At 68.3% G+C, this 22,875-nt stretch carries 24 protein-coding genes and 1 tRNA gene; 7 read left to right on the top strand and 18 right to left on the bottom strand.

From position 1 onward, the window contains the following. Window positions 1–26 precede the first annotated feature (26 nt). The 4 genes from ABZ860_RS26580 to ABZ860_RS26565 all read right to left on the bottom strand — a co-directional run bounded on the left by ABZ860_RS26580 (window position 27) and on the right by ABZ860_RS26565 (window position 2,556). Window positions 27–1,016: a zf-HC2 domain-containing protein gene (locus ABZ860_RS26580; RefSeq protein WP_357224984.1), complete on the bottom strand. Its 990-nt coding sequence runs from the start codon at window positions 1,014–1,016 to the stop codon at window positions 27–29. Continuing rightward, complete coding sequence (locus ABZ860_RS26575; protein ID WP_357224982.1) at window positions 1,013–1,525, bottom strand: sigma-70 family RNA polymerase sigma factor; 513 nt, start codon at window positions 1,523–1,525, stop codon at window positions 1,013–1,015. The genes ABZ860_RS26580 and ABZ860_RS26575 overlap by 4 nt, the downstream gene beginning before the upstream one ends. Window positions 1,526–1,586: 61 nt before the next feature. Beyond that, window positions 1,587–2,267 (bottom strand): DUF2993 domain-containing protein, encoded by a 681-nt coding sequence (locus tag ABZ860_RS26570; protein ID WP_357224980.1) that lies wholly within the window; start codon window positions 2,265–2,267, stop codon window positions 1,587–1,589. A gap of 40 nt (window positions 2,268–2,307) precedes the next feature. Then, window positions 2,308–2,556 carry a MoaD/ThiS family protein gene (locus ABZ860_RS26565; protein WP_357224979.1) on the bottom strand — a complete coding sequence of 83 codons (249 nt, stop codon included), beginning with the start codon at window positions 2,554–2,556 and terminating at the stop codon, window positions 2,308–2,310. 269 nt (window positions 2,557–2,825) lie between these two features. On the opposite strand from ABZ860_RS26565, the gene ABZ860_RS26560 reads away from it, so the two are divergent. Further along, a complete protein-coding gene (locus ABZ860_RS26560) occupies window positions 2,826–3,539 on the top strand; it encodes a response regulator transcription factor (RefSeq protein WP_357224976.1) in 714 nt (237 codons plus the stop codon). Between the two features lie 50 nt (window positions 3,540–3,589). Here the strand turns inward: ABZ860_RS26560 and ABZ860_RS26555 are convergent, their stop codons facing one another. From ABZ860_RS26555 to ABZ860_RS26545, 3 genes are all read right to left on the bottom strand, one after another. After that, a complete protein-coding gene (locus ABZ860_RS26555) occupies window positions 3,590–4,042 on the bottom strand; it encodes a hypothetical protein (RefSeq protein ID WP_357224973.1) in 453 nt (150 codons plus the stop codon). 17 nt (window positions 4,043–4,059) lie between these two features. After that, a complete protein-coding gene (locus ABZ860_RS26550; RefSeq protein ID WP_357224971.1) occupies window positions 4,060–5,364 on the bottom strand; it encodes a vanadium-dependent haloperoxidase in 1,305 nt (434 codons plus the stop codon). A 557-nt stretch (window positions 5,365–5,921) separates the two neighbouring features. Next, window positions 5,922–7,730 (bottom strand): bifunctional metallophosphatase/5'-nucleotidase, encoded by a 1,809-nt coding sequence (locus ABZ860_RS26545; RefSeq protein ID WP_357224968.1) that lies wholly within the window; start codon window positions 7,728–7,730, stop codon window positions 5,922–5,924. Window positions 7,731–7,860: 130 nt separating this feature from the next. Between ABZ860_RS26545 and mshD the strand changes: the two genes are divergently transcribed. Further along, window positions 7,861–8,751: a mycothiol synthase gene (mshD, locus tag ABZ860_RS26540; RefSeq protein ID WP_357224965.1), complete on the top strand. Its 891-nt coding sequence runs from the start codon at window positions 7,861–7,863 to the stop codon at window positions 8,749–8,751. Between the two features lie 55 nt (window positions 8,752–8,806). Here the strand turns inward: mshD and ABZ860_RS26535 are convergent, their stop codons facing one another. The 3 genes from ABZ860_RS26535 to dcd all read right to left on the bottom strand — a co-directional run bounded on the left by ABZ860_RS26535 (window position 8,807) and on the right by dcd (window position 11,155). Continuing rightward, entirely contained in the window at window positions 8,807–9,805 is a 999-nt protein-coding gene (locus ABZ860_RS26535) for an inorganic phosphate transporter (RefSeq protein WP_357224963.1), read from the bottom strand. Next, on the bottom strand, window positions 9,806–10,423 hold the full coding sequence (locus tag ABZ860_RS26530) for a DUF47 family protein (protein ID WP_357224961.1): 618 nt from the start codon (window positions 10,421–10,423) through the stop codon (window positions 9,806–9,808). It lies immediately after the preceding gene. Between the two features lie 156 nt (window positions 10,424–10,579). Continuing rightward, the gene (gene dcd / locus ABZ860_RS26525) at window positions 10,580–11,155 is read right to left on the bottom strand and encodes a dCTP deaminase (protein WP_079315405.1); all 576 of its coding nucleotides are present in this window, start codon (window positions 11,153–11,155) and stop codon (window positions 10,580–10,582) included. Window positions 11,156–11,274: 119 nt separating this feature from the next. Here dcd and ABZ860_RS26520 point away from each other — a divergent pair. Continuing rightward, window positions 11,275–11,348: transfer RNA gene (locus tag ABZ860_RS26520), tRNA-Gly, on the top strand. A 450-nt stretch (window positions 11,349–11,798) separates the two neighbouring features. Here ABZ860_RS26520 and ABZ860_RS26515 read toward each other — a convergent pair. Then, window positions 11,799–12,368 carry a hypothetical protein gene (locus ABZ860_RS26515; protein ID WP_357224959.1) on the bottom strand — a complete coding sequence of 190 codons (570 nt, stop codon included), beginning with the start codon at window positions 12,366–12,368 and terminating at the stop codon, window positions 11,799–11,801. 313 nt (window positions 12,369–12,681) lie between these two features. Here ABZ860_RS26515 and ABZ860_RS26510 point away from each other — a divergent pair, with 313 nt between their 5' ends. Next, the gene (locus ABZ860_RS26510; protein WP_357224956.1) at window positions 12,682–13,146 is read left to right on the top strand and encodes a hypothetical protein; all 465 of its coding nucleotides are present in this window, start codon (window positions 12,682–12,684) and stop codon (window positions 13,144–13,146) included. 277 nt (window positions 13,147–13,423) lie between these two features. Beyond that, a complete protein-coding gene (locus ABZ860_RS26505) occupies window positions 13,424–13,963 on the top strand; it encodes a GNAT family N-acetyltransferase (RefSeq protein ID WP_357224954.1) in 540 nt (179 codons plus the stop codon). 320 nt (window positions 13,964–14,283) lie between these two features. Here ABZ860_RS26505 and ABZ860_RS26500 read toward each other — a convergent pair whose 3' ends face one another. The 6 genes from ABZ860_RS26500 to ABZ860_RS26475 form a co-directional block, all read right to left on the bottom strand. Next, window positions 14,284–14,712 (bottom strand): HIT family protein, encoded by a 429-nt coding sequence (locus ABZ860_RS26500; RefSeq protein WP_357224951.1) that lies wholly within the window; start codon window positions 14,710–14,712, stop codon window positions 14,284–14,286. A 329-nt stretch (window positions 14,713–15,041) separates the two neighbouring features. Then, complete coding sequence (locus tag ABZ860_RS26495) at window positions 15,042–15,821, bottom strand: alpha/beta fold hydrolase (protein ID WP_357224948.1); 780 nt, start codon at window positions 15,819–15,821, stop codon at window positions 15,042–15,044. Window positions 15,822–16,139: 318 nt separating this feature from the next. Beyond that, window positions 16,140–16,928 carry a serpin family protein gene (locus ABZ860_RS26490; protein WP_357224946.1) on the bottom strand — a complete coding sequence of 263 codons (789 nt, stop codon included), beginning with the start codon at window positions 16,926–16,928 and terminating at the stop codon, window positions 16,140–16,142. Between the two features lie 39 nt (window positions 16,929–16,967). Next, the gene (locus ABZ860_RS26485) at window positions 16,968–17,981 is read right to left on the bottom strand and encodes a phosphotransferase (RefSeq protein ID WP_357224943.1); all 1,014 of its coding nucleotides are present in this window, start codon (window positions 17,979–17,981) and stop codon (window positions 16,968–16,970) included. A gap of 109 nt (window positions 17,982–18,090) precedes the next feature. Then, complete coding sequence (locus ABZ860_RS26480) at window positions 18,091–18,222, bottom strand: hypothetical protein (RefSeq protein WP_357224940.1); 132 nt, start codon at window positions 18,220–18,222, stop codon at window positions 18,091–18,093. A gap of 39 nt (window positions 18,223–18,261) precedes the next feature. Beyond that, entirely contained in the window at window positions 18,262–18,912 is a 651-nt protein-coding gene (locus ABZ860_RS26475; RefSeq protein WP_357224938.1) for a response regulator transcription factor, read from the bottom strand. 160 nt (window positions 18,913–19,072) lie between these two features. Here ABZ860_RS26475 and ABZ860_RS26470 point away from each other — a divergent pair, with 160 nt between their 5' ends. Then, window positions 19,073–20,899, top strand: a complete 1,827-nt coding sequence (locus ABZ860_RS26470; protein ID WP_357224936.1) for a C39 family peptidase — start codon at window positions 19,073–19,075, stop codon at window positions 20,897–20,899. A gap of 63 nt (window positions 20,900–20,962) precedes the next feature. Here ABZ860_RS26470 and ABZ860_RS26465 read toward each other — a convergent pair whose 3' ends face one another. After that, entirely contained in the window at window positions 20,963–22,165 is a 1,203-nt protein-coding gene (locus tag ABZ860_RS26465; protein ID WP_357224934.1) for an ATP-binding protein, read from the bottom strand. Between the two features lie 73 nt (window positions 22,166–22,238). Between ABZ860_RS26465 and ABZ860_RS26460 the strand changes: the two genes are divergently transcribed. Further along, window positions 22,239–22,859 (top strand): hypothetical protein, encoded by a 621-nt coding sequence (locus tag ABZ860_RS26460; RefSeq protein ID WP_357224932.1) that lies wholly within the window; start codon window positions 22,239–22,241, stop codon window positions 22,857–22,859. Window positions 22,860–22,875: the final 16 nt, after the last annotated feature.

The raw sequence follows: 22,875 nt of genomic DNA, 5'->3' as shown, positions 1-22,875 counted from the left end.
GATTCCCGCGCCGGGTCACGGCGAGGTCACAGCCTGGCGGTCACCAGGACGCGGCCGCTCGAGTCGGCGAGCTCGATGCGGTCGATCCGGCCGGGCCGCAGCGCCGTCGAGCCTTCGAGGACCGTCTTCTGCCCGCGATACTCACCTCTGCCCACGGTCCGGCTGCCGAGGGTCGAGACCGTGCCGTCCTTGGCGACCGCGCGCAACGTGCAGACCGTGCCCGCCGGAACTCCGGCGACCCTGGCGACGACCTGTGTCCCGCCCTCGTACGGCACGAGCCGCACGGCGATCCGCACGTCGCCGCTGCTCCCGCGCACCTCGGACGGCCCGGGCGACGCGGGCGACGCGGGCGACGCGCTGACCGTCGCCTCGGCGCGCGACGGCTCGACCTTCCTCGCCACCGCCCCGTCGGACGACGTGGCCGAGGGCGGGGGCGACGCCGGGGCGACGAGCAGCTCCGGGGGCGCCTGCGTGCCCGCCGCGTCGGCCTGCCCCTGTGCCGCCTGATCTGAAGCCGCCGGATCCTTGGCGGCCTGCTCTGGGACCGCCTGCGCCTGACTCGCCCGGTCCGCCTGAGCCTTGGCTGCCTGGTCTGGGGCCGAGGCGGCCGACCCCGCCACCGTAGTCTGCGACGCCTTCTGCGCCGCCGACACCCACGCCGTGCCGCCCACCGCCGCGACGACGACGGACGCGGCGAGCGCCAGCAGCACGCGGGACCGGCGCCCGCGCCGGGCGGACGCCGCGACCGGGGGCGCGACCGCCACCGCGTCCGTGTGACCATTCGCGAAGACATCCGCGAAGACACCGTCGAGCACGGCGGGCGGCGGCGCGGCGGCGCGCTCGATGTCCTCGGCCGACACGCGGGCCAGCAGCGGCGGCAGCCCGGACAGCTCGGCCAGCTCCGCCCGGCAGGCCGCGCAGGTCTCCAGGTGGGCCTCGACCTCGGCGGTCTCCTCGGCGTCGAGTGCCCCCAGCACGTAGGAGCCGAGCGAGATCCGCACCTCCTCGCAGGTCATGGTGCCAGCCCCCGTTCCTCCAGGGCGAGCTTCAGCGCCCGGAGGGCGTAGTAGGTCCGCGACTTCACCGTTCCCGGCGGGATGCCGAGGATCTCCGACGCCTCCTTCACCGATCTCCCCCGGTAGTACGTCTCCAGGAGCACCTCGCGGTGCTCCGCCCTGAGCGAGGCCAGCGCCTCCGCCACCCCCCACGACTCGACGGCGCGTTCCAGCTCGTCGTCGGCGGGCAGCACGGCGAGCGCCTCGTCCCCCGTCTCCTGCGGCCTGGACTTGCGGGCCCGGTGCTGGTCGACGACGAGATTGCGGGCGACGGTGAACAGCCACGCGCGAACCGGGCGCCCCTGGAGCCCGGAGGGATGCCGCCAGGCCCGAAGCAGCGTCTCCTGCACCACGTCCTCCGCCCTGCCCCGATCACCGGTCAACCGCAGTACGTAGCCGTACAGCGGCCCTCCGTGATCCTCCCAAAGTGCGCGTATGAGCTCCTCGTCGGCGGTTCCGGCTGGACTCACACCCTCATCACGTACGCCGGGGCGCGGCGGTTCGGCGGTGTGACGATCGTCACGCGCGCCCTCATCGGAGGGGGACATCGGACGCGGTGCCCTGGACCGCGAGCCCTTCGCTCGTCGACTTCACCCGGGTGATCCTGAGGTTGAGCGGCAGGTTCTTCACCGGCACCGTGAACGAGATGAACCGCTCGGGATTCGGCACGGGGATGCCGCCGGCGATCTTCACGTTCGCGGGCGTGAGCCGTATGCCGCCCTGGACCACCTGGATCTTCATGTCCGCGGTGACCGGCACCTGGTTGCCGAGCACGGTCACGTTGCCCGAGACGCGGAGCTCGTCGTCGCCGGTGCCCTCCACCTTGATGCCGCGCGGCGCGCGGGCCGACAGGGTCTGCCGGGAGATGACCACGGTCCCCGTCACGCGGTCGGCCCTGATCTCGGTGGTCGCGGCGTTCTGGATCAGGTCGGAGAGCGGGGCGGTGACGCCGTACAGCGTGGCGTCGATGCGCTCGAGCTGGACGCCCTCCCGCTCCACCTTCCCGATGCCGATGCTGATCTCCTCGTATCGGCCCGAGATGGCCTGGGTGAGGAACGGTATGCCTTTGACCTGCACCGAGGGGGCCTCCGCCAGGTCATACTTGGCCTCGATCTGGCGGGCGATCTCACGCTGCACCCCGACCACGGCGACCCGGTCGAGCACGACGAGCAGGATGGCCAGCAGGGCCACGGCCACGACCAACTTGCGCATCCGACCCCTCCGAAGGCGCCTTTGCGATCAGAGTAGTCGCTCATCCCCCGGCGAAGGGGGGTAAAACCTCGACCACGGCGCCTTCGGGGAGTTCGATCGTCGCCGGATCGCGCGTGCCCGCCGGAGCGCCGTCGACGAGGAAGGAGCACCGGCGCAGCACGCGCTCGACGGCCGGGTTCCGCGAGATCCCCGCGAGCAGGTCCCCCAGCGTCTCGGCGTCGAACGGCTCCTCCGGCACGCCGGCGGCCTCCTTGGCCGCCGCCCAGTAGCGGATGGTTCCCCTGGCCATGTCCGCCGCTCCTCTCACTATCGCGTCACCCTGCAGATCACTATCACGTCACCCTGCGGAAGCTCTCCGTCACCGTCACGTTACGGCGGTAAACCACGTGACGTGTTGTTCACACGGGTGACGCACATTGGACGCAAACTTCGTGTGGGCTACCCTACGAATTAATGGACTCGGGCGATGTGGCCCCCGGGTCCTTACGTGTTTGTACGGCTGTCGCGGTTTCCAGTGCTGCAAACGGCGCCGAGCCGACATGGTGCGAGGAGGCTCATGTGAGCAATCTGCTCCTGCTGACCAACGCTCTGGAGCCGTCGGCGGAGGTGCTCCCGGCACTCGGACTGCTGCTGCACTCGGTGCGGGTCGCGCCCGCCGAGGCCTCCGCGCTGATCGACACGCCCCCGGCGGACGCCATCCTGGTGGACGCGCGCCGCGAGCTCGTGCAGGCCAAGAGCCTGTGCCGGCTGATGCGCACGACCGGCGTCACCTGCCCGCTGATGGCGATCGTGACCGAGGGCGGCCTCGCGGCGATGACGGCGGAGTGGGGTGTGGACGACGTGATCCTCGACACCGCGGGGCCGGCGGAGGTCGAGGCACGGCTGCGGATGGCGGTCGGCCGGCTGTCGCTGGCCGCCGCCGACGAGGTCCCCGACGAGATCCGCAGCGGCGACCTGTCGATCGACGAGGCGACCTACACGGCCCGGCTGCGCGGGCGCGCGCTGGACCTCACCTTCAAGGAGTTCGAGCTGCTGAAATACCTCGCCCAGCACCCGGGCCGGGTCTTCACCCGCGCCCAGCTGCTGCAGGAGGTCTGGGGCTACGACTACTTCGGCGGCACCCGCACCGTGGACGTGCACGTACGGCGCCTGCGGGCCAAGCTGGGCGCCGAATACGAGGCGCTCATCGGAACGGTCCGCAACGTGGGCTACCGCTTCGTCCCCGACCGGGGCGGCGAGCAGCAGACCGAGACCGAACCGGCGAGGCGCTGAAGACGGTACGGCTCACGTCCTCGCGGACGTGAGCCGCGGCGTCCGCGAGATCAGTCCTTCACCGTCAACCCGCACCAGGGGGTCCAGCCGGAGACTTCCTTGCCCTGTTCCGCCCGCACCCGCCACCGGTAGGCGCCTGCGCTCAGCGTGCCGGGGTCGATGGTCAGGGCGAACACGCGGCCGCTCGGCCAGATCGGGCGCGTGCTGCTGATCGGCGTCGTCCCCTCGCCACCGGCCACCTCGAACGTCCCGCGCAGACCCGGATGCCTGCCGAGGGGCACGGGGCTGGCGGCCAGGACGATGGTGTCATTCTTCGAGACGACCGCGGTCCCGGCCCTGCAGAGCTGGTTCGGCTGGTACGGGTCCGTCTGGATCCGCAGGCCGGTGGGGGTCTGCGGCGTTTCCTGAGCGGCGACCGCGGGGCTCGTGATCGCGTACAGCGCGCCCGCCGACACGGCGAGTACGGCCGCGGCCAGTGCGGCGAGACGGTATCTGTGCTGCATCTGCACCTTCTCCCGGATCAGAAGAGATAGAGGAGGACTCTGCCGTCGTACTGGACGTTGCAGGCCCAGGAGTTCGCCTGTCCCTGTCCTTGTGCGATGTCGGCGCCGTCGTAGTCGCACTGGTTGAAGGCGTCCCGCACCGAGTCGTACCGCGACAGGTCGGCGGTGTACGTGGAGGAGGGCGTGGCGGTGGACGACGGCGCCGAATAGGTGTAGCCCACTCCGACCTTCAGCTTCGTGTGGGTACGCGTGCCGTCCGCGAGCAGCTCACCGCCGGGTCCGACGAGCTTGCGGCCGGCGGCGTACCCGTAGTCGCCGTCCCAGGAGTAGTGCACGCCAAGGTAGATGCGGCTGCGCGCGTCCTCCTGGCCGGCCTGGCTGAAGCTCGTGAAGGAACGCGTGAGGAACCTCCCCGACGAGTCCACCGCGTGCGGGTCCTCGGTGCCGACCGTGAAGCTGATCGAGTCGGTCCCGAAGTACTCCTGCATCGAGGCGGCCCAGGCGCCGGCGAAGGTGGCGTGCCCGGAGATGTACGCCGGGAACGGCGGGCTGAAGTGGACTCCCGCGGTGTCGGCGGACAGCGGCTGCCAGGAGGCGTCGGGGGTGGTCTGGGCGTTGCCGTCGTCGGCCGCGAGCTGGATCGCGCTCTCCGGGCGCCACAGGTCGATTGCGGTCAGATATTTGGCGTCCCAGGCCACGATCGCGGCGTCGGCCAGCGCCGCGCTGACGGTCGAGAACAGCTTCGTGTTCTCCAGCTGACTCAGGCCGCGCTGCTGGGAGACGCTGCGGGTCGTGTCGAGGAGCTGGCCCGGCGGTTTATAAGTGCCGTTGAGGTCGTTCGCCCAGAACCAGGCGATCTGCGTCTGCTCGGCCGTCCGGGTGGTGCTGGTGGCGCCGCCGAGCGACTTCACCTCGTTGACCTGATCGGCGTACGCCTGGCTGCTCAGCAGTGAGGTGATGTCCGAGAACCCCCCGGGAAGCTGTGGCCGGGCAGAGGACGACGAGACGGGGCTCAGGTCCAGCGTGCCGTTGGCCGGCCAGTCGACCGGGTAGCGGTAGTCGGGGGCCGGCTGGGGCGAGCCGTACCTGTAGAACCTGTGGAGCTTCCCCCAGTTCGGGGTGGCCGCGGCGCCCGATCCTGTGGGCCGCCACTGCCCGGGCGCGGTGCTCGGGACGTACGACGTGTTGTCGGTGGAGCCGTCCCCGGCCCTAGTGGCGATCATGCGAGCCGCGGCCTGCTCACCGATGCTGCGCCCCGACTTCTGCGCGTCGGTCGCGGGTGCGACCGGCTCCGCCTGGGCGAAGAATGGCGTGAAATCCACCTCGGGAAACACCCCGGTAAGCACCTTGTACGCTGCGTAGTCAATTGCAGTCGCGACGTCAGGATTCGCCACCCTAGGCGACGGATCGATACCCGGGTTGTATATCCCACCGAGGCAGTCGACCGGGCGCAAATCGCGTCCCTGCTTGTAACACTGGGTGTAATTCGCCGCGTCGTACACGGCGAGGTGCATCATTGCGGCCGCTCGCGCGAGCGGGCCCGGAGCTCCGCCGACCTGGCGAAACGCTTCGAGAAGCACGTCATTCCAGTAGAGAACCCGGTCCCCCACATCCACCGCGGCCCGGGCGGGCGCCACTGTTCCCAGCCCCAAAAAAAGCACGGTAAGTGACATCGTCGAGGCGGTCAGTGCACGGAATAACCGTATTCTGGCCAAGGCACCTTCTTTCCGATCGCGACCAGTCGGTTGGAGTGTAGACAGAAGTTTCGGCATTGATCAATGACATTTTTGTTAAGTCCGTTGTAACGACAGAAATATGACGCGAGACATGACGAAGGCCCGCTCCCGGGACCGGGAGCGGGCCTCGACGTGCGGAAGAGCTACTTGATCAGAGTGATCCGGCCGGTGGCCGGCGGGGCGACCGGCGAGTGCGCGCCCATGTAGGCGACGAAGGCGTCGATGTCCAGCGGGCCGCTCCACAGGTCGGTGCCCTTGGTGAAGACGGTGAAGCCGTCGCCGCCGCCGACGAGGAAGTTGTTGGCGGCCACCCGGATCTGCTGGGTGCCGGTCACCGCGGTTCCGTTGATCTTGATGTCGGTGACCCGCGAGCCCTCCGGCTTCGTCGTGTCGAAGGTGTAGGTCAGCGACGAGGACGGCTGCAGCAGCCGGTGCGTGACCGCTCCGGTCACCGGGTCGACCTTCCAGATCTGCTGCTCCAGCAGGGCCTTGAGTTGCTCCCCGGTGAGCGTGACGACCTGCATGAGGTTGTTGAACGGCTGCACCTGGAAGGCCTCGCCGTACGTCACGACGCCGTCGCCCTCGGAACCGCTCTGCGCGTACGTCAGGGGCGCACGGACGCCGCCCGGGTTCATCAGCGCGATCTCGGCGCCACCGCCGGACTTCGTCTCCTCGAGCTGCGCGTCGGCGATCAGGTCGCCCAGCGGCGTCTCGGGCTTGGTGGTGGCGGCCGAGGAGTTGTTCACCAGGTTGCCGATGTCGGCGGTGATCTTGCCGATCGGCTTGTTGGCGACGGTCGAGACCCGGTTCTTCCAGGCCTGGATGTACGTCTCGGTGTCGGCGTCCGGGGTGACGGTGCGGGTCACCACGTTGTTCTTGGCGACGACGCTGGAGCGGATGACGTCCCTCGTCCTGCGGTCGACCCGGAAGTCGATCTGGGTGATCGCCCGGCCGAACGACGAGCCCTGAGTGTAGACGCGGTCCTGACCGGCGGGGTCCTTCACCTTGCAGACGTACGCCTGGTGGCTGTGGCCGCTGATGACCAGGTCGATCTGCGGGTCGAGGCCGGTGGCGATCCGCGAGCCGTTGCCGGGGATGACCGGGCACGAGCTGGGGTCCTGGTTCGGGGTGATGTTGTCGCCCTCGTGGACCAGCACGACCTGCGCCTTGACCCCGTGCTTGGCGAGGTACTTCGACACCTTGTTGGCCGCCGCCACCTCCTCGGTGAACTGGAGGCCCTTGATGCCGGCGGCGGTGACGATGTTCGGAGTGGTCTGCGTCACCAGGCCGATGAAGCCGATCTTCACACCGTTGATCTTCTTGACGTAGAAGGGCGGCAGGGCGTAGTCGCCGTTGCCCTCCTTGAGGACGTTCGCCCCGAGGTAGTCGAAGTTCGAGCCCTTCCACTCGCCCGCCGGGGAGCAGCCGTCGACCGGGTGGCAGCCGCCGTTCATGATGCGGTTGAGCTCGTCGATGCCCTCGTCGAACTCGTGGTTGCCGGCCGAGGAGGTGACCAGGCCGAGCTGGTCGAGCAGGGCGACGGTCGGCTCGTCGTGGTAGGCGGCGGACAGCAGCGGCGACGCGCCGATAAGGTCGCCCGCGGCCACCAGGAGGGTGTTGGCGTCGCGCAGCTGCTTGAGGTGGGCGGCCAGGTAGGACGCGCCGCCCGCGATCGAGTACTTCCCGCCGGCGATGCCGGTCAGCGAGCCGTCGGTGTCGGTGAGCGGGCCGTTCGGGTCGAGGATCCGGGAGCTGGACCCGGTCGGGGGCTCCAGGTTGCCGTGGAGGTCGTTGATGGTCAGCAACCGGACGGGAACGGAGGGACCGGGCTTCTGGTCGTGCTTGCCGGATTGGGGAGCGGGAGATGCGGCGGCCGTGCCCATCGTGAGGGCGGCGACGCCCACCACGGCGGCGCCGGCGACGGCCAGTCGCGTCAGGGATGCTCGGGTCATGACCCCCGACAGTAGAGCGGGGATCTAAGCAGGAAATGGCGCAAAGATAACGATTCAGGGAGGGAACCCATGGCGTCTATTGCCAAAGCCCGGTAGGGGAATCGCCGACCCTTCACTTATGGTGCCAGACATGGACGTACGCGTGGAGATCACGGAACGGCTCGATGACGAGCAGGTGGCGGCGGTGCTCGCCCTGGTAGAGGCGGCCGCCGAGGCCGACGGTGTCGCTCCGCTCAACGAGCATGTGATGCTCCAGGTGCGCCACGGGGGCGATCACGGCGCGAGAGCCGTACTGCTGTACGAGGACGGGAACGTCGCGGGCTTCGCCCACCTGGATCCGGCCGATCCGGAGGAGGGGCCGAGCGGCGAGCTCGTGGTGCATCCCGCCTTCCGCGGTCGCGGCCTGGGCCGGCGGCTGTTGGGCGACGCGCTGGAGGCGAGCGGGGGCAGGCTGCGCCTGTGGGCGCACGGCGACCTGCCCGGCGCCGCCCGTCTCGCCGCGAGCGCGGGCCTGGCCCGGGTGCGCTCCCTGTGGCAGATGCGCCGCCCGCTGTCCGAGCCCCTGCCCGCCGCCGCCCTCCCCGAGGGCGTACGGCTGCGCACGTTCGAGCCGGGACGCGACGAGAAGGCGTGGCTGGCGCTCAACGCGCTGGCCTTCGCCACCCACCCCGAGCAGGGCTCCTGGACGGCGGCAGACCTCGAACTGCGGGAGCGGGAGCCGTGGTTCGACCCCGCCGGCTTCTTCCTCGCGGTACGGGAGGACGCGCTGGCGGGCTTCCACTGGACCAAGGTGCACGGCGGCGACGAGCCGATCGGGGAGGTCTACGTGGTGGGGGTCGCGCCCGGCGAGCGCGGCACGGGCCTCGGCCGGGCGCTGACGCTCGCCGGGCTCGCGCATTTGCAGGCGCTCGGCCTCGCCCAGGTCATGCTCTACGTGGACGAGGAGAACACCGCGGCGGTCCGGCTGTACGAGTCGCTCGGGTTCACTCGGTGGAAGACGGACGTGATGTACCGGCGCTGAACGCCGACGGGCCGGTCCCCCTCGGGGGCCGGCCCGTTTCGTATGGAGGCGTCCTCTATCCGAGGACGAGGTTGAGGATGAAGTAGCCGATCGCGGCGACGACGGCCGCGGCCGGGATCGTCAGGACCCACGCGGTCACGATGTTGCCGGCGATGCCCCAGCGCACGGCCGACAGCCGCTTGGTGGCCCCGACGCCCATGATGGCGCTCGTGATCGTGTGCGTGGTCGAGATCGGCGCGCCGAACCCGATGGCCGCCGTGTAGAGGACGCCGGCCGCCGCCGCCTCACTCGCGAAGCCCTGCGGCGGGTCGAGGTGGATGATTCTGCGGCCCAGCGTGCGCATGATGCGCCAGCCGCCGGCGTACGTGCCGAGGGAAATCGCCAGCGCCGACGCCGTGATCACCCACTCGGGGATGCTCGCATCCTTGGGGACGTACCCTCCGACGACCAGGGCGAGGAAGATCACACCCATCGTCTTCTGCGCGTCCTGGAGGCCGTGGCCGAGTGCCATCCCCGCCGCCGACAGCGTCTGGGCGTACCGGAATCCCTTGCCCGCCTTATGAGGGTTGGCCCTGCGGAAGATCCACAGAATCGCGATCATGATGAGCGCGCCCAGGAAGAAGCCCACGACCGGCGACAGCACCATCGGGATGACGACCTTCTCGACCACCCCGTCCCATTTCACGGCCTCGGTCGCGGCCAGGGCCGAACCGATCAGGCCGCCGATCAGAGCGTGACTGGAGGACGAGGGCAGGCCGAAGTACCACGTGATGAGATTCCACACGATGGCGCCGATCAGCGCGGCGCCGACGATGATCAGGCCGTGCCTGCCGTCCGGGGGGGCGATGATCCCCTTGCCCACGGTCGAGGCGACCGACGTGCCGAGGTGCGCGCCGATGAAGTTCATGACCGCGGCCATGAGCAGCGCCAGACGGGGCGTGAGGGCTCGGGTTGAGACGGAGGTGGCGATGGCGTTGGCGGCATCATGGAAGCCGTTCGTGTAGTCGAACACCAGCGCGATGACGACCACACCGATGACAAGCGCGAGCTCCACTTAGCTTTCCTTGACCGCGATCGTCTCGATCGTGTTCGCGACATGCTCGAAGGCGTCGGCCGCGAGCTCGAGCTGCTCGATGACCTCCCGCATCTTCATGACGGTCAGCGCGTCGTACTCGCCGCTGAACAGCTTCGCCAATAGCCTGCGGTAGATCTGGTCGGCCTGGTTCTCGAGCCGGTTGATCTCGATCCAGTACTCGTTGAGGTGCTGCATCGAGCGCAGGCGCGGCATCGCGTCCGCCGTGAGCTCGGCTGCTCGCTCGAGGACCTCTACCTGACGTACGACCTCCTTGGGCAGGTGGTCGATCTGATAGAGGACGATCAGGTCGGCCGCCGCCTCCATGTAGTCCATCACGTCGTCGAGATTCGACGCGAGGCGGTAGATGTCCTCGCGGTCGAAGGGCGTGATGAAGCTTTCGTTGAGCCGGTTCATGATCGCGTGAGTGCGCTCGTCGCCCGCGTGTTCGCAGGCGCGCATCTTCTCGGCCAGAGCCTCCCGGTCCGAACCGTCGCTGATGATCTCGACCAGCAGACGCGATGCGGTGACGAGGTTGTTCGCCGAGTCGGCGAACAAGTCGTAGTAGCTGTCCTCACGGGGCGTGAGACGCAGGCGCACGTCGTTTCTCCAGATGTGCGGGGACGGTCCGCAGAGAAGGGTACGGCTTACCAGTGGAAATGCGAAGTTCAGGCCACGCAAGCCCGCTTGTAACCTACTCTTCCCCTTCCCGGTGCCCAGAACGTCTCCCGTGACACACTTGTTGCATGAGCCGCTTCAGATCTTGGTGCGGTGGAAGTTCAGGAACGACCTGCTCGGCGTCGGCCCCCGCTGCCCCTGGTAGCGCGAGCCGTACCGGTCCGAGCCGTACGGGAACTCGGCGGGCGAGCTCAGCCGGAACATGCAGAGCTGACCGATCTTCATGCCCGGCCACAACTTGATCGGCAACGTGGCGACGTTGGACAGTTCGAGCGTGACGTGCCCCTCGAAGCCGGGGTCGATGAAGCCGGCCGTCGAGTGCGTCAGCAGGCCCAGCCGGCCCAGGCTCGACTTGCCCTCCAGCCGCGAGGCGATGTCGTCGGGCAGGCTGATCACCTCGTACGTGCTGGCCAGCACGAACTCCCCCGGGTGCAGGATGAACGGCTCGTCGCCGTCCGGCTCCACCTGCCGGGTGAGGTCCGGCTGCTCCATCGCGGGGTCGATGTGCGGATAGCGGTGGTTCTCGAACACCCGGAAGTAGCGGTCCAACCGCACGTCGATACTGGACGGCTGGATCATCGCCGGGTCGTACGGGTCGAGCTTCACCCTGCCCGACTCGATCTCGGCGCGGAGGTCACGATCGGAAAGCAGCACGGGTGCAAGGCTAGTGGGCCCCCTGAGCGGCGGGTATCGGGGATCTTCGCGTCGAGACTGCAGGAGCACGCCCGGGATCCGCTACAGTAGGGGCAGCGACAGGCTCCAAAGCCGGTCACGCGGGTGTAGTTCAATGGCAGAACATCAGCTTCCCAAGCTGACAGCGCGGGTTCGATTCCCGTCACCCGCTCCAAGCGAGAAGGCCCAGGTCAGGGACAGATTCCCGACCCGGGCCTTGATTCTTTCTGCGGCTCTTTGATCTTCTCGGGCCATTAGCGGGCCATCAGGTCTTGTTCCAGGCTTGGATCTTGGATGCTGTGGTCGGGCCACTGAACCGATCCCAGGAAGGGCAGCCATGGAGCGCGAACCCGTCTACTACAATGCGAAGTCCGAGGGCGGTGACGTCAACGAAGATCCTTCCGAAGACGCCATCTACATGGTGATCAAGGCGGCGGCGCGGCGCGCCGCCGCACGGCCCAGCGTCGCGGACTCCGGCCGCGCATGCGGCCTGGGGGCCGGTCACGGCCGTGGCCGCACTCGGGCCGCCCACCGGCCGCCGACCCGCCGCACTCAACCTCCCCGCCGCACTGGGCCGCGCCGCCGATCCGAGACGGATGCTGTCGGCTTACCACCACAGCGGATCTCAGCCATGCAGACCCCAGTGATCCAGACCCGTATAAACGAACGCGGTCCGGCATACAGGAGCAGAAAGGCACTCCGCCTCTCCTCTGTAGATCGCCACGAGCGAATCCGATCCCCTCCACCAGGTATCCGCCAGCCCGGCCACTTCCTGTACAGGCTCATGACCGTCGAGCCGGATCGCTTCGACCTCATCGGCCGTAACCTTCAGGATCTTCTTGGCCCACATGGACGCGTGATAGGCCAGTGCGACCGATTCCACCCAGCCCTCGACGGTCGCATGCAGGGGTACCCAACGGTCACCGTACACACCGAACCCACCATCGGGACCGATCATGAAGGAATAGGGAACGGCCGTCCGCTGTATGCCGGCCTCGAACCACCACCCTTCAGCTGGTGAACCTTCCGGCGTATCCGGACACAAGATTCGTGGGCCACCGTCGTAATGCGGAGCCGGCGGAAGCACGAGCCCGCCCCAGCGAGCCCCGAACTCCGCAACCCGATCGACCTCACGTGCCGGGATGCCTAACGCGAGCCAACCGTCCCGGTGTCGATCAACCTCTAGAGAGTCCACCCGGAGACCATGAGCACGGACAAAATCGCGTGCCCTACGAGTGAGCCCCTCAGGGACATCAGCGAGGTAGGGATCCACTCCGCGACGTTACAACGCCTCCGGCGGGGGCGCTCCGGCTCCGGGGTGATCGCCAAGGCCCGCGCATCGTCTCTGACCGTAGATGGCTGAGGTAGGGGCCTGATCGCCCCGCCCGCCATCGACCCGGGACAAGCCGAGCAGACCAAGGCCGCCGCGTCCCCTTCGGGCGGGTCGACGGCACACGGGGTGATCAGGCAGGCGGAGGCTTGCGCGCCGCGCATGAGAAAGTGACCTCGTGGTCGACGATCCTTCCACTCTCATCAACTACTGGCTCAGCGTCTGGGAGCTGAACAGCTTCTACGCCCGCCAACCGGAGCGGGGCGAAGGACAGCGAGTGTGGGCAGAGACGGCCATGTATGCGCTTGGCAGAGCCGAGGCCGCAGGTCTAGATACGACCAGCGCCAATGTAAGCCGCTTCTACCTGCGCGCAGGCCTGATCAGCGACCTCGGCCCCATGGGCTCATCCCTGTGGAACCCCGACGCACTCGCCGCGGACATCCTGGCGGCCCTCCCTCTACAACTGGAACAAGCCACAGAGTGGACCACCAACTGGCAACAACGCCCCCGGACAGAGATCCTGGCCCTCCGCCGGTGCAAGAACCTGCTGGGGCCAGCCCAGTACATCCGGGACTATTTGTCGACGACGCCGACGGCGAGAAGGCTTGACCAGTGGCTGACGCTCCGAGAGCAACTTCCCTAGCTGATCAAACAGTAACGGATTGATGCACTTGATCGTCATGCAATCAGCGTGCAATTAGACAGGGGAACGAGGGGGCGCCCACGGTCATTCATGACCGGCTCCACGCCCAGGTCAGCGCCAGTACAGGCCTGTGATCCATGCAATTCCCAAGCCGACAGCGCGGGTTCGATTCCCGTCACCCGCTCCATACGGAAGTCGGGCCCCCAACGGTCCACGAATACAGGTTCTGATCCTGGCTGACCTGATCAAGCCCGCGCCCTGAGAAAATCGCTGGGTGATGAGCCCCTTGATCCGTCCAAGAACCATCAAGGATCTGCGTGCCTGCATCGATGCTCTCGCCACCGTGCATGCTTCCGATCGCTACCCAGTGGACTGGCCCGCCGATCCCGGGCGTTGGCTGACACCTTCCAACCTTGTTGAAGCATGGGTGGTGGTTGAAGGCTCTGACGTCGTCGGCCACGTGGGACTCGCACAGCTGGACGCGACAGCGCTTGAACCGCCCCTCGCCCGGGCCATCAGTACGCCGACCGGTCCGGTCGGATCGATCACCCGGCTCTTCGTCACTCCTCAGGGGCGAGGCCACGGGCATGCCACTCGCCTCCTCGACGTGGCCGGCAAGAAGGCCGCCGATCTAAAAATACCTCTCGTGCTCGACGTATCCGACGACGGCCACGCGGCCATCGCCCTGTACGAACGTGCCGGATGGCAACGTGTGGCAAGCGCCCGCGCCGAGTGGCTGAACGCAGCAGGCGAAAACGCTTTGCTGCACTACTACGTGAGTCCCGAGACAATGCGGAAGCCAGCTCAGAGCGAATAGACGCCTTCAGCTCGACGACATACGGGCCAGGCTGGCGAGATGTATCACTCCTCCAGAAAGATCGCGCTCGCGGGCTGATCAGCGTGCAATTAGACGGATGACAAGGGGTCAACCACGGTCATTCATGGCCGGCCCCACGTCCGGTTCAGCACCGCTATAAGACATGATCCACTCGATTCCCAAGCTGACAGCGCGGGTTCGATTCCCGTCACCCGCTCTATCGTGAGGGGCTGGGGGCGATCGCGGTCCGGGACTTCGTTCCTCAACCCGATCTATCGAACTCAACCCGGACGGAAACGTCAGCTCTTGAGGTTCCTCCACTATCGCTTGGTGAGCGCCTTGTGGAGCTGAGCCGCCTGCTGCGCTCGGACCTCGAAGGGAACCTCGATCTTGCCTGGGCCCGGGAGGATGAATCCGTCATCGGGGGAACGAGGGATCACATGGACGTGGAGATGAGAAAGCGTCTGGCCTGGGATGTTGTCGTTTTGCAGAACCATGCTGCCGGGTGCTCCAAACGCTTCCCGAACGGCGGCGGTCACTTGGCCCACCACATCGAACAGCTCAGCCAAAAGATCGCGATGGGCAGCATGAAGACTCGTCACATGAGCAGTCGGAAGCACGAGACAGTGACCAAGGTTCTTTGCTCGCTGCCAAGGGACGGGCAGGACGAAGACGTTGGCAGTGCGATAGGCGACGAGCTCCCCGTCTACGTCACCGGCACCGATGAGACAAAAGGGGCATAAGGTCATCTGCTGGATTCTCGGCTAGCTCGGGACAACGCGTCCACCCAAATATCTGGCGGTTCGGCTGTACGGTCCAGCCACGACCAGAAGGTCAGAGCGTTCCCGTTGCGTGCCCGTTCGGTCGGCGACCAGCGGGAGACAGCGGGGACTCACAGCGCGGGTTCGATTCCCGTCACCCGCTCCACCTACGAAGGCCCAGGTCAGGGAGCACATCCCCACCCGGGCATTGATTGTTTTTGAAGCTGTTCGATCTTCTCGGGCCATTGGCTCTGAATCAGCTCACTCGGACTCCAACCTCTCGCGTCTCCCATCCCCCAGTCAGTAGACGTGCCTTCTCAGACGGCTCCACCTCCAAAGAAATCGGCCAGCGCGGAGGCCAGCTCGTCGTTGGAGACGCCGTGCCACTCGCCCTTGAGAGTGAGGTGACAGCCCCGAGGAAGGGCCGTCGCCACATCCTCGGCCCAGCCGCGCAAGCGGTCGTCGCTAGCCTCACTGTTGACGACCAAGGTCGGCACGATCACGGACTGAAGAGTGGCGAGGGAGACGGCTGGGGTTATGCGACTGTCGTACGCGAGCGTATGCGCGACGCCCTCCAACATCGGGAAGAAGGGAGCCTGTCGCATACCCGCAGTTATCTCGGGGGGGACACCGATGCTTGTGTGGAAGTGCTCGACCGCGTCGGCCCGGCGACCGGCAGCCACGAGTTCGTCGATCTCGGCTGCGAGGTCACCTTCCTGCGGCGGCTGGTCGAGGGCGATCGGTGGTTCGAGGAGTGAGAGCATCGAGATCGGCAGCCCGGCCGCCGCCCCGAGCAGGGCCAAGGCCGCGCCAGAGGAGAACCCGTGGACGAACGCTGTCCCTCCAGCCGCCTCGATCACGGCCGCAAGGTCCTCTACTTCGCGTTCCACCGCATACGGCGGGGTGTCGCCGCTCTCTCCGCGTCCACGCCTGTCGTAGGTCACGACCGTGAACTTGCCGGCGAGGCGCCCAGCGAGTGAGCTCATGGGGCCGAACCCGCGGAATCCACCTGCCGCATCGACCAGTACGAGCGACGGCCCTGCTCCCACCTGTTCGAATCCAATCCGTGTCCCATCGCGTGACGTCACCGTGGCCATCGCTATCCCTTCGTACGGCGACCTCTGACGCTACAGAGCTCCCCCGACAAATTCGCGAATTGAGGAAGAGGCCATGACCCTGATCACGTTCCAGAACGGACGGCGATCAGCGGTGAATCGCGGGGACTCACGGTCACTCGGCCAGCCCTGACCCGCACCCCTGTTTTCCCAGCCCAGCACGGCAAGATCAGTAGCCTATTCCCAAGCCGACAGCGCGGGTTCGATTCCCGTCACCCGCTCCACGTCCCGTGCTCCGCTGTAGGCCCGATCCGGACGCGCATGCCGTCAGCCAAAGCTGTCGAGCTGCAGCTTCAACACTCAGTGGTTGGGTTCCTCGGGCCACGCGTCAGGCTCGGCGATCCAGCCCGCTGTCAGGATGAGGCGGGTCCGGCGGTCCACTGTGAGAAACCCGAAGGGCCTGGAGAAATCCAGATCTATGTATTTGATGCGGTAGGGAGGTCGAGTGGCCACCCCGCCTGCGGCGACGCCGATGGCAGTTACCGCAGCAGACTCGAACCCGGTGGCCTGAAAGGTGGCGACGGCGTTCTGCTGGGCCTGGGTGACGGCGAGAGGCTCGGTGCTGATGCCGGGAAAGTGCCCACGGGTCACGTCGGTCACCGTCGCCAGGCCGAATACCCCGGGCTGATCCAGTAGATCGTGTGTGGAACTGATGCTGAACCGCGGCACCGTGACATCGAGCAGGTCTTCAGGGGCGTGGGCGCGTACGAATCGAACGGTCATTCCGGGGCCTGGGGTGCCGGCAGAGAAGACACTCGCTCCGATAGCGGTGTGGCGCCCGGCTACTACGTCGATACCCGCGGTGAGAATCTGGCCGGGTTTCGCGGAATCCTCACCAAGCATCAGGTGAACATCGATTCCGCCCGTGCCCATGACACGAAGCAGGGTCAGGAAGCCTGCGGGGGTGTCGGCGACCCTGGCCCGGTCGAGGATTCGAGTGGTACGGCGTAACACGTGGAACTCACGCCCAGCCCATGGCCCACCCTCGAAGACGCCGATGCCATCGATGAATGGCCGGAGCCATGTGGTCCGAACGGTGAGCGCCATGGCCAAGACCAAGAGCATCTCATCCGTCACCTTGAGAGGCATGGTGGGTCCGGTGATCAGAAACCAGAGGCGGCCAAAGCTTCAGTCTTGGCTGGATTCGAGATAGCCGGTGAGATAGTTGAACGACGCGGCGATGTCTTCGCCGGTGCCGTGCGGCCGGCGCAGCTCGTCGACGAAGATGGCGATGTCGGCGAGCCGCCACCAAAGCGGATAGAGAGCGAGGCCGGCCGGTGTGACGGTCCGGCCGGTGGCCCGTGTGTAACGGACGAGTACGTCATCGTCGCCGACCGGGTCCTTGCCGAGCATGCGGGCGAGGGCGGGGGTGAGCATCCACAGGTCCCGCTCCGGCGGAGCGATCTGCACGGTGCCCCAGTCGATGAGCCGCAGCCCGGCCGGGGTACGCATGACGTTTCCGGGGTGCGGTTCACCGTGCGTGACCACCCACGCCGCGGCAGCGCTGCGTACGTGGTCGACCCGCCGATCGAAGTCGGCGAGCGATCGCCGGACTTGCCCGGCATGGACGGACAGCAGCTTCCGGGCCGGCTCGGCATAAGGCCCGCCGGTCCACTTCCGATCGAGGTCCCGCAGCGCCTCCTCCAGCTTGCCCCGGCCGGGCAGCACCAGGTCGGCCCGTGATGCGGTGTCCGCCACGAACGGGGTCGCCTCGTGCAGCTCGGCCAGCAGGTCGATCACCTCGACGCGGTCCTCGGGCGGATGCACGCCGAAGTGCCCGGCGGCTCCCGCCACCATTGGAAACACCGACAGGGCGTATCGCGAGCTCAGCCGCCGGACCGCGGCGTCGGTCACGGTCGGGATCGGCGCGACGACGAAGTCGAGTCCCGCGTCCCGGCGCAGTGCGAGGGCAGCACCGAACGACCGGCCGAGCCGCTCGAACGCGCCATCACGACCAGCGTCCTCCACGCCGAGGTCATCCACCTTGAGGAACCACGCCGTCCCTCGCTGATCCAGCACGGACCAGTGGTAGCTGCCTGCGCCGACCGGGAGGTACTCAACCGCGTGGGGCTCGATGCCCCAGCCCTCGGTCAGTGCCACCGTCAGTGCGGCCTTCGCCAGACCTGCCGGTCTATCCCTCATCGCCGGTTTCCTGTCTCATTCGCCGCAGGCCGATTCCCGTCATCCGCTCCATGCTTCGTTTCGCTGTCATAGTTCGCGTCAGCAGGATGGGACCTCGTGGACGGTGGCCTCAGGAGAAGCTCGTCAGATCCAGCACCCCGACCGTCTGGCCCCCGCTCTCCTCACCTGTGAGCTGGAACCCGAGCTTCACACCCTCGGCATCGCCGCCGTGCCGGCCGACCTCCGTGTGGTGCCTTCGCACCACCCCCTTCGACGGGTACGTCGGATGAGGGCTCCGGTCCTACAGATCGTCACCGAAACGCTGGAGGGCCGACCGGGTCAGGTCGGCCTTGTTGCCTGCGTGCAGCTTCGCGCGGATGCGCTCGACGTGGGAGTCGACGGTGGCCTTGCTTATCCCCATCCGGCGGGCGATCTGACTGTGGGTCTGGCCACGAGCGATCCAGCGCAGGGTCTCCTCCTCGCGAGGCGACAGCGGAACCGGCGCCTGCCCTCGTTGGTCTTCCCCCGCCTCCTCGGGAGCCTCGGCCAGCGCGGCGAGGTCGGCGAGCAGCGCGTCGGCCAGGTGGGGAGACAACGCGAACCCGCCGGCGGCGACGGTCGTCACGGCGGCCAACATCAGCGGGGCGCTCGCGTCCTTCGTGACGTATCCCCTGGCCCCCGCACGGATGCAGGCCAGCACGTCTCCGGGACGGCGTGAGGCCGACATGACCAGGACCGGCACCACCGGGCTCAGGGTGGCCACGGCCTCGATGGCCGGCCCCTCCTCCACCAGGTACAGGTCATGGACCACCACATCGAACCGGTCGAGCGGCGGCAGCAGACCGGTGTCGGCCACGGACGCCGCGACCTGGACGCCCTCGGCGCCCGCAAGCATATGTTCCACCCCGTGTCGTGCCACCGGATGGTCGTCGACGATCCCCACACGAATCATGCATTGATATTGGTGCTTATCGCCTGACCTGTCGATGGTTTTACTGCATAACCCGACTTGTCAAGAGTGCATCTCTCCTCGGCATTTTTGGGAAATTTCGCGCCGCCCTCTCGAACCGGACGCTTGAGCCATCCCACCCGACGTCCTGACGGAGGAAATCATGACCAGGCGACCCACCAACCGGATTCTCGCGGCCGGCGCGCTTGCGAGCATCACCGTGCTGACGCCGTCCCTGCCGGCGATGGCGGACCAGTCCCCCGCACCCACGTCCGCCTCAGCGGACACCTCCTCGCCGGGCGCCCTGTCCACCCGCCTCGCCGGCCGCCAATACGAGGTGCTGGTCGACGGCGTGGTGAAGGCCCGATTCCCGGTCGCCGACCTCGCCAACACCGTGGAGGCCGCCCTGAGCCCGGACGGGGCGCGGGCCACGGTCATCCCCGACTTCGACAGCCGCCACGGCAGCGGCCTGTCGGTGCTCGACGTCGCCACGGGCTCCACCCGGCAACTGCTGTCCGCCCCGGTCACCTCGGCCGTGTTCGGGCCGGGGGGCAGGCTCGCCTCGGCCGAGGACCAGACCACGTCCGGTGCGATCCGCGTGGGCACGGCCACGGACGCCGGGCCCGTGGTGGCCACCGTTCCCGGCCGTGACGTGCGCGTCCTCGGCTGGGCCGCGGACGGGGCCTCGCTGTTCGTCGTCACCCGGCCGGAGAGGGCGGACGTCTTCTACGCCGAGTCGCTCATGCGGCTCGACCTCGCCACGGGGCAGGTGTCGCCGGTGCTGAAGAGCGACATCGCCGCACACAAGATCTACTCGCGCTTCCGCCTGCCGATGGTGAACGGCGAGCAGCGGGTGAGCTATGTGTCCACGGACGCCAAGGACATGTGCGCGGGCACCAGCGAGCTGGACCTCGCCAGCACCACCGGCGAGCGGCTGCGGCGGTTCGGGACCGACCGCACCCTGCACTACCGCGACGGGCTGTGGAGCGAGGACGGCGCCACCGTGACGTACGAGGCGCAGTCCTGCCCCGACCCGAAGGCCGGCAAGAAGGCGTCGGAGGCCCGGTCGGCGGTGAACGGCATCTGGGCGGCCGACGTCGCCGGCGGCAGGCGCACCCGGCTGGTGGACGGCATCTCCGCCGCCTACCAGATGAGGGGCCTGCGCGGCGGCAGGCTGGCCCTCGGCTCTCCCAGGGACGGGGTCCGCATGGTCGACGCGTCCGCCTCGGCGTCGCCGGCCCCGCTGTCGGCCGCCACGCTGAACTCGGCGTTCGCCGAGCGGGCCGCCAAGGTCACGCTCGCCGACAGGGCCAAGGTCGTGCCGGCCGCCAAGGCCGGCACGGCGAACGGAGCGGCGGCGCCCGCGACCGCGCTCAGCGCGAACGCCGTCCACATGCCGCTGTCGAGCGTGTACATCCACCAGCTCTGGGACACCGAGGACGCGTTCAACGGCAACTGGGCCTGCGCGCCGACCTCGGCCGTGATGGCGCTGGCCGGATACCAGCTCAAGGACCCGTTCCCCGTCAACGTGAGCGTCCCGTATCCCCACACCTCGCCCTACGGCGGTTACATCACCCGGGAGTTCACCTCGCCTGACGGGAAGACGAGGTTCAACTACACGGCGCCGGACCCGAACGGCAACTGGTGGCCCGGCGCCTACGGCTGGGTGGTGAACGACGAGGGCTACGGATACCTGCCCTATCTGCTGACGTTCCTGCAGCGGAACGGGGCGAACCCGCACCAGCCGCCGGCGGGGATCAGCGCGGCCTGGGTGCGCAGCGAGATCGACAAGGGCTACTTCGTGATCGCGGGCGGCACCTACCAGTTGGGCGGCAGCGGCCACTACGCCGTGATCGTCGGCTACGACGACAACGGCAACTTCCTGGTCAACGACCCGTACGGCAAGTACGCCTCCGGCAACTACGACCCCGGACACCCGTACACGTACAGCTGGAGCTTCATTAATCCCTCGGTCCTCGTCGCCACCTGACCGTCATGAGGCGTCGCGCCGCGGGCCGGGACTCGGCCCGCGGCGCTCCTGCGTGACGCCCCGTCACTTCTGAACGGCGGTTCCGGACCGCGGGGCGGGGACCTGCACCGGGACGACCAGCTCGACGTACGTGCCCGCCTCGGGGGCGCTGTCCACGGTCACCGCGCCGCCGACCTCCTCCAGGCGCTGCCGGACCGACCGGGCAAGCCCGGTGCCGCCGCGCCGCTCGTCCGGCTGGAACCCCACTCCGTCGTCGGCCACGCTCACCAGCAGCGCGCCGTCCTCGAACCCGGCGCTGACGACCGCCGCGCTGACGCCGGAGTGCTTGCGCACGTTGGTCAGCAGTTCGCGCACCGCGCCGGCGACCGCGGCCACGACCTCCGGCGCCACCTGCCGGCAGAGATCTCGCCTGCCGCGCAGCCGGGCGTCGGTCAGGTCGACGTGCAGGCCTCGCCGGGCGTGTTCGGACACCACCTGGTGCAGCGCGCCCACGATGTCGTCCGTCTGCTCGGCCGCGCCGCCTTCCACCACGGTCCGCAGCCATCGGGTCTCGGCGCGAAGCTGCTCGCCGAGCCGGGTCGAGTCGAGCTCTCCACTGCTGACCAGGATCTCCATCGTCTGGAGCACCCGATCGTGCAGCATGCGGCTGTACCGGTTCGCCTCTCTGTCACGGGCCAGTTCCTCCGCCCTGGCCAGCGCGATCGCCCAGCCCTCGTCCGCGACCCGGCCAGAACGCCTCAGCTCCCTCGCGAGCAGCCAGGCCATCGCACTGTTGACGAAGTAGCTGATGGTGTTGGGCACCTCGTTGAACCCGGACCCGCCGATGAACGCGAACTGGGCGGCGAGGTAGGCCGCCGCGAGGGCGCCGGTGGCCGCCAGCATGGGGATCGGCCGGACGAGGGCGACACCGACGCCCACCGCGGCCAGCAGCGAGAAGGGGTACATGTAGTACGCCCAGGTGTGGTTGCCCTCCGGCGCGAGCAGCGGCCCGCCCGCCAGCAGGCCCGCGCAACAGAACGCGACGTCGAGCAGCACGGCGGGAACGGGCATCGCCCTCCTGCGCACGAACCACATGGTTATCGCGGCGGCCTCGGCCACCAGCAGCAGCGCCAGCCCGACCGCCCCCCAGGGCAGCCTGTAGTGGCCGAGCTCCGTCAGCAGCGCCGGGGGGAGCTGGACCAGACCGCCCACGCGGAACAGCACGAACGCCGTCAGCAGGACACGCTCCGCGCGCGCCGAGTTGCCCCCGGCCTCCCCCGCCCCCATCTGCATCCCTCTCTTGGACCTAGGTCCTTTACCTGACATGACCCGCCGGAGATCGGCGCTCACCGTGAGGGACATGGACACCTGCCGATCGGCGGCCCGCGCCGCCACCGTCTGCCTCAGCGTGCTCGGGACGTCCGCCGTCCTGATGGCCGCTCCCCTGCCGCCCGCTCGGGCCCTGGGCCCCGGCCAGGCCTGCGTGTTCCTCCAGCCCGACGGGGCGCCCGTCCCCCTGCTCGGCAACGTGGGCCACATCGGATGGGGCTTCGCCGTCGCCGGCACCGACCAGTGGATCTACGGCTCGACCGAGAACCCCAACGGGGATTACCAGATCTACGCGCCCGCCTTCAACGGCGCGTGGAAGGCCCAGGGGGACTTCGCGAGAATGCTGAACGACTTCACCACCCAGCCGCACTTCCCCGCGACAGCGAAGCAACCCGCCCCCGCCCATCGATACACGACGTACAAATGCGTGAAGACTGCCGGCAGCGCGGTCAACGCGGCGGCCACGGCCGCGAACGGCAACGCCACAGCGGGCTACACCGGCATCGGCAACAACTGCCTCGACGCCTCGATCAGGGTGCTGAACGCGTACGGTGTGCCGGGCCTGCCGTCGGCCACGTTCTCCCCCTATCCCAACAACTGGTTCAACGCGCTCGGCGCGGGATGGACGGCCGGGCGGCTCACCGCCCCCTGAGCCTCGCCGCACCCCG

The sequence above is a fragment of the Microbispora sp. NPDC046973 genome, assembly GCF_040644495.1.
Taxonomy (GTDB): domain Bacteria; phylum Actinomycetota; class Actinomycetes; order Streptosporangiales; family Streptosporangiaceae; genus Microbispora.
The sequence above is the reverse complement of the archived record's forward strand: the minus strand, read 5'-3'. Positions and strand labels throughout refer to the sequence as shown.

Coding starts and splice junctions, on each gene's coding strand:
- ABZ860_RS26580 (WP_357224984.1), bottom strand. CDS start 1,016: ATGACCTGCGAGGAGGTGCGGATCTCGCTCGGCTCCTACGTGCTGGGG.
- ABZ860_RS26565 (WP_357224979.1), bottom strand. CDS start 2,556: ATGGCCAGGGGAACCATCCGCTACTGGGCGGCGGCCAAGGAGGCCGCC.
- ABZ860_RS26470 (WP_357224936.1), top strand. CDS start 19,073: ATGACCAGGCGACCCACCAACCGGATTCTCGCGGCCGGCGCGCTTGCG.
- ABZ860_RS26505 (WP_357224954.1), top strand. CDS start 13,424: ATGAGCCCCTTGATCCGTCCAAGAACCATCAAGGATCTGCGTGCCTGC.
- ABZ860_RS26490 (WP_357224946.1), bottom strand. CDS start 16,928: ATGCCTCTCAAGGTGACGGATGAGATGCTCTTGGTCTTGGCCATGGCG.
- ABZ860_RS26570 (WP_357224980.1), bottom strand. CDS start 2,267: ATGCGCAAGTTGGTCGTGGCCGTGGCCCTGCTGGCCATCCTGCTCGTC.
- ABZ860_RS26485 (WP_357224943.1), bottom strand. CDS start 17,981: ATGAGGGATAGACCGGCAGGTCTGGCGAAGGCCGCACTGACGGTGGCA.
- ABZ860_RS26495 (WP_357224948.1), bottom strand. CDS start 15,821: ATGGCCACGGTGACGTCACGCGATGGGACACGGATTGGATTCGAACAG.
- ABZ860_RS26460 (WP_357224932.1), top strand. CDS start 22,239: ATGGACACCTGCCGATCGGCGGCCCGCGCCGCCACCGTCTGCCTCAGC.
- ABZ860_RS26465 (WP_357224934.1), bottom strand. CDS start 22,165: ATGGGGGCGGGGGAGGCCGGGGGCAACTCGGCGCGCGCGGAGCGTGTC.
- ABZ860_RS26500 (WP_357224951.1), bottom strand. CDS start 14,712: ATGACCTTATGCCCCTTTTGTCTCATCGGTGCCGGTGACGTAGACGGG.
- mshD (WP_357224965.1), top strand. CDS start 7,861: ATGGACGTACGCGTGGAGATCACGGAACGGCTCGATGACGAGCAGGTG.
- ABZ860_RS26475 (WP_357224938.1), bottom strand. CDS start 18,912: ATGATTCGTGTGGGGATCGTCGACGACCATCCGGTGGCACGACACGGG.
- ABZ860_RS26545 (WP_357224968.1), bottom strand. CDS start 7,730: ATGACCCGAGCATCCCTGACGCGACTGGCCGTCGCCGGCGCCGCCGTG.
- ABZ860_RS26555 (WP_357224973.1), bottom strand. CDS start 4,042: ATGCAGCACAGATACCGTCTCGCCGCACTGGCCGCGGCCGTACTCGCC.